At 64.1% G+C, this 14,371-nt stretch carries 13 protein-coding genes; 3 read left to right on the forward strand and 10 right to left on the reverse strand.

Annotated elements, in window-relative coordinates; translation table 11 throughout:
• Positions 1–11: 11 nt before the first annotated feature.
• From QYL93_RS18750 to QYL93_RS18760, 3 genes are all read left to right on the forward strand, one after another.
• Positions 12–527 (forward strand): hypothetical protein, encoded by a 516-nt coding sequence (locus QYL93_RS18750; RefSeq protein ID WP_305745059.1) that lies wholly within the window; start codon positions 12–14, stop codon positions 525–527.
• A gap of 373 nt (positions 528–900) precedes the next feature.
• Positions 901–2,073, forward strand: coding sequence for a hypothetical protein (locus tag QYL93_RS18755; protein ID WP_179682165.1), 1,173 nt, complete (start codon positions 901–903; stop codon positions 2,071–2,073).
• Between the two features lie 136 nt (positions 2,074–2,209).
• Entirely contained in the window at positions 2,210–3,325 is a 1,116-nt protein-coding gene (locus QYL93_RS18760; protein WP_305745060.1) for a hypothetical protein, read from the forward strand.
• Positions 3,326–3,586: 261 nt separating this feature from the next.
• Here QYL93_RS18760 and QYL93_RS18765 read toward each other — a convergent pair whose 3' ends face one another.
• From QYL93_RS18765 to QYL93_RS18810, 10 genes are all read right to left on the reverse strand, one after another.
• Complete coding sequence (locus QYL93_RS18765) at positions 3,587–4,420, reverse strand: hypothetical protein (protein ID WP_305745061.1); 834 nt, start codon at positions 4,418–4,420, stop codon at positions 3,587–3,589.
• Positions 4,421–4,688: 268 nt separating this feature from the next.
• On the reverse strand, positions 4,689–5,822 hold the full coding sequence (locus QYL93_RS18770; protein ID WP_305745062.1) for a glycosyltransferase: 1,134 nt from the start codon (positions 5,820–5,822) through the stop codon (positions 4,689–4,691).
• Positions 5,813–6,997, reverse strand: coding sequence for a bifunctional 2-polyprenyl-6-hydroxyphenol methylase/3-demethylubiquinol 3-O-methyltransferase UbiG (locus QYL93_RS18775; protein ID WP_305745063.1), 1,185 nt, complete (start codon positions 6,995–6,997; stop codon positions 5,813–5,815). The genes QYL93_RS18770 and QYL93_RS18775 overlap by 10 nt, the downstream gene beginning before the upstream one ends.
• Positions 6,994–7,749 carry a hypothetical protein gene (locus QYL93_RS18780; RefSeq protein WP_305745064.1) on the reverse strand — a complete coding sequence of 252 codons (756 nt, stop codon included), beginning with the start codon at positions 7,747–7,749 and terminating at the stop codon, positions 6,994–6,996. The genes QYL93_RS18775 and QYL93_RS18780 overlap by 4 nt, the downstream gene beginning before the upstream one ends.
• 303 nt (positions 7,750–8,052) lie before the next feature.
• Positions 8,053–9,048: a GNAT family N-acetyltransferase gene (locus QYL93_RS18785; protein ID WP_305745065.1), complete on the reverse strand. Its 996-nt coding sequence runs from the start codon at positions 9,046–9,048 to the stop codon at positions 8,053–8,055.
• Between the two features lie 211 nt (positions 9,049–9,259).
• Complete coding sequence (locus QYL93_RS18790; protein WP_305745066.1) at positions 9,260–10,213, reverse strand: lysophospholipid acyltransferase family protein; 954 nt, start codon at positions 10,211–10,213, stop codon at positions 9,260–9,262.
• Positions 10,210–11,070 carry a cyclopropane-fatty-acyl-phospholipid synthase family protein gene (locus QYL93_RS18795; RefSeq protein WP_305745067.1) on the reverse strand — a complete coding sequence of 287 codons (861 nt, stop codon included), beginning with the start codon at positions 11,068–11,070 and terminating at the stop codon, positions 10,210–10,212. Before QYL93_RS18795 ends, QYL93_RS18790 begins: the two co-directional genes overlap by 4 nt.
• A gap of 147 nt (positions 11,071–11,217) precedes the next feature.
• Positions 11,218–12,531: an ABC transporter ATP-binding protein gene (locus tag QYL93_RS18800; protein WP_305745068.1), complete on the reverse strand. Its 1,314-nt coding sequence runs from the start codon at positions 12,529–12,531 to the stop codon at positions 11,218–11,220.
• Positions 12,521–13,285 (reverse strand): ABC transporter permease, encoded by a 765-nt coding sequence (locus QYL93_RS18805; RefSeq protein ID WP_305745069.1) that lies wholly within the window; start codon positions 13,283–13,285, stop codon positions 12,521–12,523. Before QYL93_RS18805 ends, QYL93_RS18800 begins: the two co-directional genes overlap by 11 nt.
• A gap of 109 nt (positions 13,286–13,394) precedes the next feature.
• The gene (locus tag QYL93_RS18810; RefSeq protein WP_162261372.1) at positions 13,395–14,093 is read right to left on the reverse strand and encodes a Crp/Fnr family transcriptional regulator; all 699 of its coding nucleotides are present in this window, start codon (positions 14,091–14,093) and stop codon (positions 13,395–13,397) included.
• Between the last annotated feature and the right edge of the window lie 278 nt (positions 14,094–14,371).

Consider the following 14,371-nt stretch of genomic DNA (forward strand, 5'->3'; position numbering starts at 1 on the left):
TTGAGACACGCATGAAGAATTTTGCACAAAAGATCACGCTCGCCGCTGCCATGGTCGCGGTGTTGCCATGGCTGGCCGGCTGCGCGACCTCGCAGACTGCAGGCAATGCAGCCGCCGCACCGAATACGGTTTCGGCGGAGTCAAAGCCGCTGAACCTGGTGTTCGAATCGCCTGCGCTCGAGCCCAAAATGGCGCAAATCGGTGTGCTTACCAATTTCAAACGCTATTGGCAAGCCCATGTGGACCGCAACTGGGGCGTGCGCTACGATCTGGAGCATGGGATCGACCCCAAGCGGACGGATTCCAAGTTCTATGCGGAATACCATGCGAAAGCATGGACCCTGAAATCCATCAAGGTGCATGATGTCACCCAGGATGGCAAGAATGCCAATGTGGAAGTGGAACTCACACTGGTCGATCCGACCGGGAAGAAGTCTGACTCCAATTTCCGCACCTCCGATATCTGGGAGATCGTGGATGGGCAGTGGAAGCACGTCAATCTCGACGCTGTTCTGAAGTCGCGCTGATGAGGGGCCGTGGCAGCGCCGCAAGGGTCAGTTGGGTACGCCCGCCGGCTCTCTGGCGACTTGCCTCTGGCCCGCTGTGCCGCAGCAGGGCAGGCCGCAGGCTTGCCGTGTCGGGTGCAGGAAAAGGACAACGGGCGCTTGTTGCTGAGGTGCAACATCCTTCGCCCTAGTTGTGACACCAAACACATTTTATCTACGCACCCCTGCGCAAACCGGGGGGCGATTGTGTAGGATGCGAATCAACAGTCCATAGAGTCCGCTTGTCTAGATTGTGTACGCGGGGCGGATTGTTGAAGTATCTGGTGTAAACTTGTAAAGCTATGAGTGTGGGCTTGCTCAGGTGCTTTTTTTAATTTTTATGGAGAAATCTGTGATGAAGAAGAAACTTCTTGCTGTAGCAATGGGCGCCATGCTCGCTGCTGGTGCTGCAAACGCTGTGACCGTGAATCACGCTGGTTTGGGTGATTTGCTGGTCGCTCCCTCGTATTTCATCGGTGGGGGATGGCAAAGTGAGTTGAAGGTTATCAACACTAGCCTGACGCAATCCGTCGTCGCCAAGGTCGTGATTCACGACAACGAGCGCTCCGAAGAACGTCTGGACTTCTTGATCTACCTGTCGCCTGGCGACGTGTGGGTCGGTACCCTGGCAAGCCAAGCCGCTGCCGCCAACGGCCAAACGACGCGTTCGGTTGTGACGTCCAGCGACGACTCGATCCTGCTGCCTAACTCCAACACCTTCGCATCCGCTGCTACCCCAGCAGTGATCGTGAGCGGTGCTGGCGAAGGCCGCTCGCCACTGACCAACATCGGTTACATCACGATCATCGAATCGCAAGCATTCGACCTCGCTCCTAACCGTCCTGGCGTTGCCAAGGCTGCCATTAAGGCCGCATTTGACGCAGCTCCAGCTGTGGTCGCCGACACCAACACGCCTAACGTGCTGGCCGGTTTCCTGACCATCTCGAACACGCTGAACGGTCAGAACGCTTCGCTGCCTACCCTGGCACTGGCTGACTACAACAACCGCATCAAGCAAAACATCGGTGTTGACTCCAGCCTGGGCGCTCCACGTTCGCAAGCTACCGTTGCTGACATCGAAGACGCACTGTGGAAGACCTCGTTCGTCGTGCCTTACGTGGTCGGCGGTACGCAATCTTCGCTGGTGTCCTTCACGTTCCCCACGAAGCTGACGTACCGTAACGTCATCAGCGGCCAGTACCCCTTCCAACAGAAGGTTCAGATCGCTGCTGACGTGTTCGATTACAGCGAAAACACCATCGCCGGTCCAACGTTCAACATCTCGCCTCTGCCACCAGCATCGTCGACCAGCGTGTTCGAACACGACTGGCTGGCCTTCGGTAGCCAGATCAGCGTGGGCACGTTCACCGCTGGCTGGGCTAACGTTCGCTACGCAAACCCAACGGTCTCCGTTGGCCAAACCTCGGCTCCTTCTGTGAACCTGGGCAAGTCGGGCGGTCCTGGCGTTGTTACCTACATCAACACGATTGGCCCAGAAGTCACGTGGCACTACGCTCCTTCTAACTAAGAAGTTGCGACTTTAGTAAAAAGGCCGCCGGCGAGAGCTCGCGGCCTTTTTTTTTTGGGCGGATGCAATGCGGTATCTAATTGTTATTTTTTTGGCTGCAATGAGCACGTTTGCACAGGCTGCAAACTTTGTTTCGATGCACCAGTCAGCACACAGAATTGCCCTGGCCCTGCCAGTCGGCGGTACCAGCTACACCTTTGACACCAAGGTTGGCTTCAAGGAGCAATACGCGCCTACCGGCGTGACGGGTTGCGCCATCGGGTTCGGCACCGGCGGCTGCGCCTTCCCTGGCGGTGGCTCCCTCTCCCTGCCTGAGTTTACTGGCTTCCAGATGCAGAACCAGGAATTCAAGATCTTCATTCCCGCAGGTACGCGTTCGTTCCTGTTCTCGGGCTATGCGGCCCAAACCACCCAGTCGGCCTTCGTGCTGCGCTATGGCAAGGAGCCGACCCGTGTCGCTCCCCTGAGCGGCGCAGAGTACCAGGCCGCGCAGACCGGCGAACGCATCGACTCCTCGTTCACACGCCTGGTCAACGAAGACGTCGACCATTTCGTAGTGCACGACGGTGGCGGCACCCTGCGCTTCGTGGGCGGCCAGCTCGATGCCAAGCGCAGCAGCACCGACCAGGGCAAGTGGCTCTACGTGCGCCAGCTGAGCGGCGCCGCGCTCTACGACTACCAGGGCGCCCTGGACGTCGACATGCCCAAGTACGCGGCCGGCTACGCCAAGATCTCCTGGACGACCAGCCCCTTCCCGGATCCCGTGGACACTGCGTCGCCGACGACGCCTACTACGCCTACTACGCCGACGACGCCTACCACGCCTACCACGCCGACGATTCCGACCATCCCCACCACACCGACCACGCCTACGACGCCTGGATCGGTGACCACCAACGTGGTGTCCACAGCCGGCCAGCCTTTGAAGCTGGATATCACGTTGACGCAGACCAGTGCCGACGTCGCTGCCAGCGAGAAGACCAGTGTGTGGATCGCGGCACGCATTCCAGCCAATGGCTTGTTCTTCACGACGGATGTGTGGTTCTTCCGCAAGGTCGACAGCTGGGTTCAGTTGGGGCTGCCCAACCCTGAAACCGTTGCGTACTCCAGCCAGATCACCAATGCGGGCACCCTCAAGTTCACACCCAGCATGGACCTGATGGTGGAAGACCTGCGCGCTTTCAACGTCGAAATCTATTTCGGCTTCAAGAACAGCAACGGTTCCTTCGTCAACAAGGGCAAGATCTGGTAAGCACCAGCAAGCGCTTTGCGCAGACGCGAAAAAGGTCCCTAGGGGCCTTTTTTCATTTCATGGAGCGAGCACGCTGCGGGTCAGATGGATTGGGCATGCCTTTGCTGCCTCTCCACCACTGCCGCCAATCTCGCGCACAGCGCCAGGGCCAGAAGGCGTCGAGGCAGACGGAGCATCGACTGCAACGTCCGACAAACCGGTTCCTCGGCTGTGGGGCGTTTCGCTTCCATGCCTTGTGCCGCGCAGCCTCCCGGGCGGGTCTTATTGCCGGGGTGCGCTGGGAACCTGGAAAGGGTTGGCACCCTGGTTCTGCTGCATGTTGGCATTGTTGCGTGCAGCATTCAGTGCCTCGGACAGGCTGTTGAACACCGTGTTGGCTGCGTTCGGTGAGTTGGCGGCCGCAGGGGCGGCGTCAGGGGTTGCCGCTGCCTGCTGCTGGGCCGCCTGCCCGGCATTGGCCCCGGCTGGGGGCACGACCGCTGTGGCGGCTGCCTGCGTGGTGGCGGGATCCCCGGCAGGCGTCTGCGCCACCGGCGTAGCGCCCTGAACGGGCGATTGGCCCTGCGCTACGGGGGCGGGTGCCCCTGTGCCGGCGGCCCTGTCCGTCTTCTTGGTGAAATAGATGCTCTGCTGTCCGCCGGGTGCTGACAGCACCACGTGGGTGGGGTGGACCTGTGCCAGTGTGAACTCGCCCAGTGCCTGCCCCTCGCGGAAGGTCGAGAAGGGGCGCCCCTCCGTGGCCGCGCTGGCAAAGCGCGGGCCGAGGCGCACATTGGCCATCTTGACGCTGCCCGCAATCACCACCCCGTACAGCTGCAGATCCTGGTCGGTCACCACGGCGGGAGGAGGCGGTGGTGGCGGCGGTGGGACGGGTGGGACGCGATCCGGCCATGCCTTGCGCTGGGCGTCGAAGGGGTTGGCGCCCCCCGCCTGGATGGAGGTGGCCGCTGGAGGCGCAGTTGCGGGCGAGGGTGCAGCCACCGCAGTGCCTGGGCGCGCGAGCGCGCCAGGAGCGGTACCCTGGGGGGCGGCCTGCGCCAGTGCTTGCCCGGCCAGGGCGATGCCGGCGATGGCCATTGCCAAATGCATAGCCATGGCGCTTGGCGACGGTTTGTCCGGCGGGGGTGAAAGGAAACCAAGAGTAGACATGTACTCACTCCCAAGAAGTCGAAATGCCGGGCAAGCCTGGCGGAGAAACGTGCTGCTGGCACAGCCCGATGGGGCGGTCAGTGCATGGAGGCGTCGGGTGGCAAGGGGGCATGCGGCGGCATGGCTGCGCGTCCTGTCGGGTGTGATTTTCGCAGAGTGGCGGGTGCACATCGCGCTACAGGATGTGTCAGGTCCCGGGCCAGCGGCGTTCCGTTCAGCCTGTGGAACCTGTTCCTGTCTCCCGTGGGGCGGTATGGGGTGGCTCCAACATGGCCATCACTTCGAGTCCATCGCGGTCGTCCACCTGGCTGCTGCGCAAGCGCACAAACACGGTGCCGGAGCCGAAGTGCTCCAGCGTCTGGTAAGAGGCCGATGCCCGTGCCCCGGTTCCCAGGTACCCGACACAGATCTGCCGCAAAGGATCGGGGCTGAGCTCCAGCACCCAGCCTGTCTGGAGGGGTGCGGGCACCTCCAGCTCGATGCCTTCGAGGGTCCGCTGGCTTGGCTGGTTGATGTCCCCCAGCGGTCCGGGCGGTACCTGCTGCAGCCGGTGGGCCTTGTGCAGCCAGCCGTCATCGGCATGGTGTTTGGCAAAGTAGATGGCTGCGCCGGCTTCCATCAGGCCCTGCTTGTGGGGGGCGTTGCGCCAGGCGTGGATGGCCTGCGCTTCAGGCGCCATGGCCATGCCCAAGCCCTGGCGGCGCAAGCGCAGGCAGAGATCGGAGTCCTCGAAGTACATGAAGAAACGCGGGTCGAACAGGTCTCCGTCTGCGTCCAGTGCACGGCGGTGCACCATGACCGCGCCACCGGACAGCGCCCGCTGGCGCAGCGGTGCATGGCGGGCTTGCCAGTAGCGCAAGGCCTCAGCCCCCGTGGCGTGGCGGACCCGATCCCGGATGGGTGGCTCCCTGCGTGCGCGCTCGGTGGCCCATGCGCGCACGGCCGTGGGCAGCCAGCTGGGCGGCAGACGCCACTGCAGGGCCGTATCAAGAAACTGGCGAGGGGCGATCGCCCCCAGCGTGATGTCCTGGGCCAGCGCATCGAGCAGGATCCCCGTGCAGCCCTTGACAAGGCGCACATCGGGATTCACCAGGAAGAAGCAGTCAGCGGAAGAAGCACGCACGGCCAGATTGCAGCCCCGGCCGAATCCGATGTTCCCCTCGGCGCGATGGCAGTGCACTGCCTGCGGGAGCAGTGATCGCAGCAAGGCCCATTCGGCATCGTCATCGCTGTTGTCGACCACGCGCACCTCGATGCCCGGCGCATCCGCCAGCACCGACGCCACTGCCGCCGCAATCTCGGCGGCATCCCGGTAGTTCACCAGAACAGCGCAGCAGCTCAAGCCCATGGAGCCTCCTTGAGCGGGGTGGCTCGCACCAGGAAGGCGTAAGTATTCCAACTCGCCGGATCCGCTTTTAGGCGCGGGGTTTGCGCCCAATGGCTGGCCCAGTCTGCGGGGGCGGGTACCTGGACGCGTTCCAGGTGATCCACCGCAAACCCTGCGCTGGTCAGCAAGTCCTGCAGGGTCTTCCAGGTGAAGAAGCGGACATGGGTGACGCAGTGAATGCCCAGCGGGCAGTAGTCCCAACGCCCCTCGATCAGGTCGGCAATCACGCCCCAGTGGCCCACATTGGGGATGGAGATGAGCACCGATCCGCCCGGCGCCAGCAGGCCCCGGGCCCTGGCCAGCCAGGCGTGCGGGTCGTTGGCATGTTCCAGCACGTCCAGAAAACTGATGCAGTCGAACGCGCCCTGGCCTTGCCCCGGGAGCCCGGCGAACGGCTGCGTGAGAAAGTCGCCCTGCCACACATGGTCCACCTGGGTGCGTGCGGTGCGGCAGGCCTCTTGCGAATACTCGGCCAGGTGGGTCTCGCAGCCGCGCAGTTCCTTGATGGCCTGCAGGAAGCCGCCTTCACCGCCACCCACATCCAGCACACGGGCCACGCCGGCAGGCATCAGGGGCAGCATGTCCTCCCGCCGCGCCTGGTGGTAGCTGGCAAAGTCGTGCACGAAGGCGCCGGGTACCCAATGGGCGTGGCTGCGCACGGTGCCGGCGCGCACGGCGGCCACCGTGGTCAGCGTCACCAGCGGTACATGCTGGCCACTGTCGGGGATGAGGGGGAGCTCTCGGGCACCCAGTTGCTCCAGGTAGCGCTCCATGCCGCGCACCGTGCAGTAGTCGGGTGCCAGGGCCGGGGGAAAGCCCGGGTCGAAAGCGTGCACCGCCGTGGGCGCATCTTGCGCGTCGTCAAGCGCCCGTCCCAGCCGCTCCAGCACATCGGGGCCGATCATGGCGTGGCCATGGCGCAGCAGCAGCACGCGGGCGTTCCCATCCAGCGGTGCTGCCGCCGGTGCCTGGTCCAAGGCCTGGTGCCATGCCTGCGGGCTGGCCAGCGCGGGCGTCTCCAGCCACACGGTGGGTGGTGGCAGCACGCGGTGCAACTGGTCCCAGCCATGGCGGAATTCCTCCGACGACAGCGGGCTCGATGCGGTGGAGACAATGACCCGTGCGATCGGCGTCATGGTGCGTCCTGTTCCAGGGGCTGCGCGTCTGCCGCGAGCATCGACTGCGCCAGGGCGCGCACGTCCCCGCGCCGGTGGATGGCCACACAGGTCGTCGTGAGGGGGAATTTCTGCTCCCACTTCGCCTCGAACGCTGCCCCGCTGCGCGCGATGCGCTGTGCCGTTGGGCGGGGCAGGGGCGGGTGCTGCGGGGTGCTCGACCAGTGCTCGCAAAACGCATCCACAGCGGCGGCCTGCAAGCCTGCGGCCTGGGCTTGCAGCACCAGGTCGGTGGCGTAGAAATCCCACCCCAGCGCCGGGTCCATGCGCAAGCCGCTGTCGCTGCGCACGGCCACCAGCAGTTCGTCCAGGCTGTCCACCAGGCAGGGCAGGGGCAAGGGGCCCCGCAGAACCTGGCCTCGGTCCAGCACATGGCCCGCATGGGCCGCCTGCACGCCGGCGCCCTGCACGCCGTAGGTGCCCACGATGGCCAGGGGGCCCAGTTGCTGCTCGGCCTGCGCGATAGCCTGGTTGAACAGGGCGTCCCAGCCTTCGGGCAGAAACACATCCTGGTGCACCCATACGATCCAGCGCTGGGCCGGCTGGGTGTCCATCACGTCGTTGAAGGCCTGCGCTGCAGAGCTGGCATTCCAGCGCAGCCACAATGGGCGTTCGCCAGGCTGCAGACAGGGCGAAGCCAGCAGGCGCTCGCGGGCCACGTCCCAGTGGCTGACGCAGCTCACAAAAAGAAGGTCGTTGGCGAAGTCGGTCATGGTCAATGGCAATTCAGCACTCAGAGTACATCAGCGGCAGATGGGATGCCCGACAGCGGCGGGAGTTCAGCCAGATGTGCTTCTCGATGAAGGCAAGGCCGCTGGTGTAGCCCGCCGCCGTGTCCAGCTGGGGATCCACCACCCGGACAAGGCAATCGAATGCCGACTTCTGGCGTGCATTCGCGCCACCGGGCCAGCAGGTAGGCCAGCTCGACGGGAAGCTTGGCCATGCCCGGGACGGGCCAGCCGCATTCAGGTGCTTGGGCCCTGAGCTCCAGCGGGACGGTTGCGTGGCAGGCATGGTCAGCGAAAATCTGTGTCGCCGCTGGTCAGCCACCAGGGCTGCGTGCGCGTGGCCTGCGATCCGGTAGCCATGCGCTGGTTCACGCAGTACTGGCAGGCCAGTTGGTCGTTGGCGGGGGGGCTACCATCCAAGGCATGGATGCGCTGGGCCAGCGGTCCGCTAAACCAGCCGGTCATCTTGCTGGCGCCAGCAGACGCGGCCAGGGCGCGCGCCACTAGGAGCAAAGTGCCCATCTGGCGCGTAGGCCCCAGCCAGTCCATCAGCTCCCAGGATGCTGTTCCCGGACGCAGCACCACAGCACCCAGGATGCGTCGCGTGAACCGGCTGCGCACCCACCAACCCCTGTATGGGGCGTCCGGATGGTTGGCAAAACGGTGGCGCCACCACTGGGCATCCCGTTGGGGGAGCACAAAGCCCTGGGCGTCGTTGCGCAGATCGCTCCACAGGCTGTCCAGCAACGTGTTCGTCTGTGGATCGGTCCAGTCCAGCGGTGCCGTCGCCCATCGGCGAATGAATGAATGGTCCTCGGCCGGTAGTGGCTGACATTGCCACTCCAGGGACCTTATCTCTCCCACCATCTCGTACATGCCCAGCGCCTCACCCAGGCGGCCGGCGCGCTGGTGGGGAAAGCCAAAGCCTACGGCAAACCGCGGCTGTGACCACAACTGTTGCTCCAGCAAGGACCGGGCTGCGGTGGCGAAGGCACCGTTGCGCGACAGAACGCCCCGGGCCTTTTCCACCACCATCGCATCGCCCATCTGCAGTGCTGGATGCTCCTGTCCGTCCCACAGTACAGTGCGCACCGTGCTGCCGTAGTGCGCGATCAGTGTACCGTCGGCATCGCGCGTACCGGTGGCCAAGCCCCGGCCATCCCCATACCTCCATTGCCACAGGGCCTCGCTCATGGGCTGGCCGAAGACCTGGGTGAACAAGGCGCGTACCTCCGGCGCCTCGGTCGCGCCAAGGTTGACTGCATACCAGGATCTTGCGTTCATGGGGTGACCCTGGACAACTTGTGGCGCTGCAGCCTGGCGGGTCCCTGTGCGAGCTCCTTTCCCACTGAGCGCAGCGTGATGGCACGCCCTGCGATTTCTTGGAGTGTTGCGAGCACGCCCATGCCAGCAGCCATGCACAACGAAGCCAGCAAATGCCGCTGCTGCACAGGATTGAAGCTGGGCCCGGCGCTGACAAGCAGAACATCAGAAATCATGAAGCGCGGGTCGGTGCGTCGGCACCAACGTAGGTGCGGTAAAGGTCGGCGGCCCACCATTGCCACGGGTGTGCCAGCAAGTGGCCTTCCAGCGCCGTGTAGGCGCGTTGCAGGCCTCCCTCTTCAAGGGATGCCGGTTCAGTGATCTCCACTGCAAACTGCCCACCCGGACCCTCCTGGCAAGTGTAAAGCGCCAGCGGCGCATTCCCGGCACGGGCCAGAAACTGCGGGCCAGAGGCCATCAGCCTGCGTGCACCCAGAAAGTCCACCGGCTGTGACCGGTCCTGCGAGGTGGAAGGGCCATCGCAGGCAATGACGACGATCTCTCCCCGGCGCAGGGCGCTCACGAAGAAGCGCATGTTCTCCTCGACATGGATCACCTGTCCGGGTGCCAGCAACCGATTCAGCGCCGCAATCTTGGTGACAAAGTGGCGACTGATGGCTGGCGGCACCATCGCATCGTTCGTCAGCCTGGTGGACATCAGGTTGACCCGCAGCCCCGCTTGCGCCAAGGCCGCAAGCCCCACATAAAGACTGTCGAAGTGTGCCGTCAAGAGCACCACGCCCTGTTGGAGGTCGCGGGCCCTGAGCAAGTGTTCCAGGCCGGCAATGCGGGCCTGGATGGTGGTTCTGTCCAGGTGCGGGAGCCTGGCGGCTTCGACCTCTTCGCGCGACATGCACACAAAGCGCCTCAACGTCAGCCTGCGTGGCAAAGTGCGTGTGCCGGCCTGCGCGCGCAGCTGCGCCATGGCGTACTGTGTGGCCTCGCGCACGTAGCCGTGTCCCAGAGACAGCGTGCGCCAGTCCCAGTCCATTGCATAGTTGACACACCCGCGCAAAATCCACAGGGGGCGAGCCAGCCATCTTGGCAGGCTTGCCAGCAGGGGCAGGGCCAGGCCGTAGTCCAACCGCGCTACGCCCAAAGCCAGCCAGCGCGGGAAGCGTTTCAATTGTTCAGTGCCGGGGCGTCCGGCTTTTTCAACGTGAAGATGTAGTAGCCCATGTCGCCCTCACTGGCGAGCTCGCGGTAGTTGTTCAATACGAGCGACCAGTATTTGGCGATTCGATCGCGGTTGCGTTGCCCCGCGTTGAAATTCTGGATATGTTGGTACAAGGGGGCATACACCACCGGACCGATATCCTCGCTCGACACCAGCTCGAATCCGGTGTCGCGGATGAGCTGGTGATAGGTAGCGGGGCTCTCGAAATAATTGCCCTTGCGAAACTGCACGCCGTCCACGCGCGAACACGTGATGTCTGCCACCACAGCGGTGCTTCCCGGCCGCAAGGCCCGGAACAACTCACTGAAGAACAGGGGCTTGTTGTCGTAGTGGAACGACGATTCGATGCAGAGCCCGAAATCGAAGGCGTTGCTTGGCAGCGGCAGCGCCATGGAATCGCCCTGTTGGGCGTGAAAACGGTCCTGGACGCCACGGGCCTGCGCATTGGCCCTGGCAATCTCCAATTGGTCCTCGGAAATATCCACCCCCGTCATGCGCACATGCGGCAGTTGCTGCAGGACATTGATGCTGATCCCGCCGATGCCACAGCCCACTTCCACACCCAGTGCGCCATCCGGGCAAGGCGCGATGCATTCCACGACGCGGCGCACCAGGGACTGCTGCGCCTCGTACAAATGCTCCACTCCCTGGGGCCAATAGCCAAAGTTGAGCATCATGGTCGGCGGTGCGCTGCCCTTGCTGCCCAAGGCGATCCAATAGTCGCGGATCTGTGAATAAAAACCTGAAACTTCGCGTTCGTTCTGCATAAAATTCGGTGTTAGAAATGGCGTGGAACCGTTGTCCAAGCATAAGTCCATCATTGTGGAAATCAGCGCAGAGGGTGTCCCAAGCGCACGCAGGACCCCAAAAGGCCAACTTTAGCGAAAATCCTTATCCGCTCCGGTAAACCATCGGGAGTGCGATCAGGCTGCCTTCGATGCGGAATCTTGCGCTCATGTGGGCACCTTGGCGTTCCACTGGCGCGGCAGGCTCACCAGCCCTTGTTCCAGCCCGGTCTGCACCACGCGCAGCGTGATGGCGCGCTCAACGATCTCATAGGGGTGCAGGCCGCGTTCGCATGCCAGGATCACCGAGATCGTGTAGTCCCCCTGAAGCAGCGGCAGGCGAGGCAGCGTGAGGTAGCCCGTGCCAGAGCCGGAGGCGTCGCGCGACAGATCGACACCATCGTTGGCGCTGCCCGCGCTGGCAACTACCGTGCCGTTGGCATGGGCAATGCCGATGGCCACCGATGGGCACGGCAGGGCCGGGTCACTGTCGAACTGCACGCGCAGTTCCAGCGTCGTACGGCCGGAGTGGATGGCCAGTTCACGCCCGGCCACGCCATCGGCCAGCGCCTGGATATCGGTGATCACGGCCGTGCCATCGGGCGCCTTGCGCACCCTGGCACCGTGGGCCACGGAGTCGGCCTCGAAGGCGTCTGTCGCCACATTCGTGCCTGCATCCGCAGGGGCCGGCCTGGCGTCTGCCTCCCTGTTGGGCGCGTCTTCCATCACCAGCGACGTCTCGTACGCTGCAGTCACCTTGGGTGCCTCGTCCCACATGCGCATGCGTCCGCTTTCGAGCCAGAGCGCGCGCGAGCACAGTGCCTGTACGTGGTACATGGAGTGGGAACAGAACAGGATGGTCGCCCCCCGGTCCTTCATGTCCATGATGCGGTCGAACGACTTGCGCGCAAACGCGCCATCGCCCACCGACAGGGCTTCGTCGATCACCAGGATGTCCGGGTCCACGCTGGTGGCCACGGCAAACGCCAGGCGCACGAACATGCCGCTGGAGTAGGTCTTGACCGGCTGGTGGATGAACTGGCCGATGTCGGCAAACGCCAGGATGCCGTCCAGCCGCTCGTCCACCTGCGCGCGCGCCATGCCCAGGATGGCGGCGTTCATGTACACGTTTTCCAGCCCGCTGAAATCGGGGCTGAAGCCTGCCCCCAGCTCCAGCAGGGCCGCCACGCGCCCACGCACTGCCAGCGTGCCATTGGTCGGTGCCAGCGTGCCGCACACCATCTGCAGCAAGGTGGACTTGCCGGCGCCATTGCGGCCCACCAGTCCGACCACCTCGCCGCGGCGGATGTCGAAGCTCACGTCCTGCAAGGCCCAGAAATCGCGGCTGTACTGCTTGTAGCGGCCCCAGAGCAATTGCTTGAGCCGGTCGCTGGGTTGCTCGAACAGCGAAAAGCGCTTGCCCACGCCACGGGCCTCGATGGCCAGCGCCTGGGCGGTGTCTGCGGGGGTATCAAACGACATCGGAGAACCCCGTGCGAACCTTGTGGAAGAAAGCGGCGCCCGCAGCGGCGATGGCCGTGCAGGCCACCAGCAGCAGCGCCAGGGCCTGCCAGTCGGGCCAGCGGCCATGCAGCAGCACCTCGCGCGTTCCCGTCATGATCCAGGCCAGCGGGTTCAGCAGCAGCCAGGGGCGAACCGCCTCGGGCAGGGCCTCCACCGGAAAGAAGATGGGGCTCAGGAACATCAGTGCAGCCACCACCATGCCCAGCAACTGCCCCACATCGCGCACGTAAGTGCCCACCCCGGCCAGAAACCAGCCCAGGCCCAGCACCAGCGGCAGCAAGGGCAGCCAGACCAGCGGCAGCGCCAGCATGGTGACGGAAAGCCCGTGGCCGCTGAGCAATGCCAGGCCGACCAGCAGCAGCGCAGACACCCCCAGCCCCACGGATGCGCTGACCGCATTCACCCAGGGCATGATCTCCAGCGGAAACACCACCTTCTTGACCAGATGGGGCTGCTCCAGCACCAGATTGGGCGCGCGGTTCACGCACTCGGCAAAAAAGCCGAAGACCGCCAGCCCGGCGTAGATGCGCAGTGCGAAGGCCATGTTGCCCTCATCCACCCCATACCAGCGCACGCGCATGACGTGGCGGAACACCAGGGTGTACACCCCCAGCATCAGCAGCGGGGTGAGCACCACCCACACCATGCCCAGCCACGACTGGCGATAGCGTGCATGCACTTCGCGGCGCGCCAGTTGCATCACCAGCGACATGTGGCGCCAGGGCCACAAATACGACAACAAGACTCTCAAGGGGCAGTAACCGTAAAACAGGGAGGAAGGCCACCAGGGTTTCCTGGGGAAAGACCCGTGGCAAGAGGTGTCAGGCTTTGGGCGGATCGGCCCGGCCCTCGGCGATATCGCGCATCAGCTCGGGCTGCATCAGCTTGAGGATGTTGCCTTCACGCACCAGAACCTTGTGCAGGAACAGCACCTGAAACGCGCGGGTGACCGTCTCCCGGCTGGCATTGATCATGATGGCCAACTCCTGGTGGGTTGGGGCCTGGGCGACCTCGGCCACACCGTCGACCGGGCGCTGCGGCAATTGTAAAAGCAATACGCAAAGCCGCTGAAACGGGTTGGGAAGGCTCAGCAGCGTGCGCTGCGCCATCACCGTGCGCACCCGCTGCGCCAGCCGGGCCATCACCGCCTGCGCCAGCGCAGGGTGGCCCAGGATCAGCTCGCGCGCCGCTGCGCCATCGAGAAACGCCACCGTGGACTTCACGGCCGCAATGACGAATTCGGACGGAGGCTTGCCATCCACCAGTGCCAGCTCGCCGAAATAGTCCCCGGGGTCGACGAAGTACATGCCCACGCTGCGGCCATCCACGGTGAAATCCACCCCCTGCAGCCGTCCTTCCACCAGAAAACCCAGTTCCTGCGTCGGGTTTTCCTTGCCCATCACCATGGCCCGGCGGGGAAACGAGCGCAATGCCATGCGCGCCGACAGTGGTTCCAGGGCTTCGCGCGCCAACGGCTGCAGCAAAGGAAACTGGCTCAACAACTGAACGGAAACGGGCATAGATAGGGAAAAACGCGGCTTGAGCCGATAATACGAAGCCGCTGAAACACGGTGCCAAACGGGCGCCAGGAGGTGTCGATCCGCTGCGGATCGCGCCATGCACCAGTAGGAGTGTGCCGGGGCTGCGCCAAGCAGCACATGGCGGCATTACACCACTGGCAACGCTTCCAGCATATTGCCAGCGCTTCGGCAAGTGGTGTGTGACCGCGCTCACACACTGTGAAACAGACATGAGCGAAAATACAGCGTCAGAGCCATTTCCTGGCCTTGCGCCCCTC

This window comes from Acidovorax sp. A1169 (assembly GCF_030704685.1).
GTDB lineage: Bacteria > Pseudomonadota > Gammaproteobacteria > Burkholderiales > Burkholderiaceae_C > Acidovorax.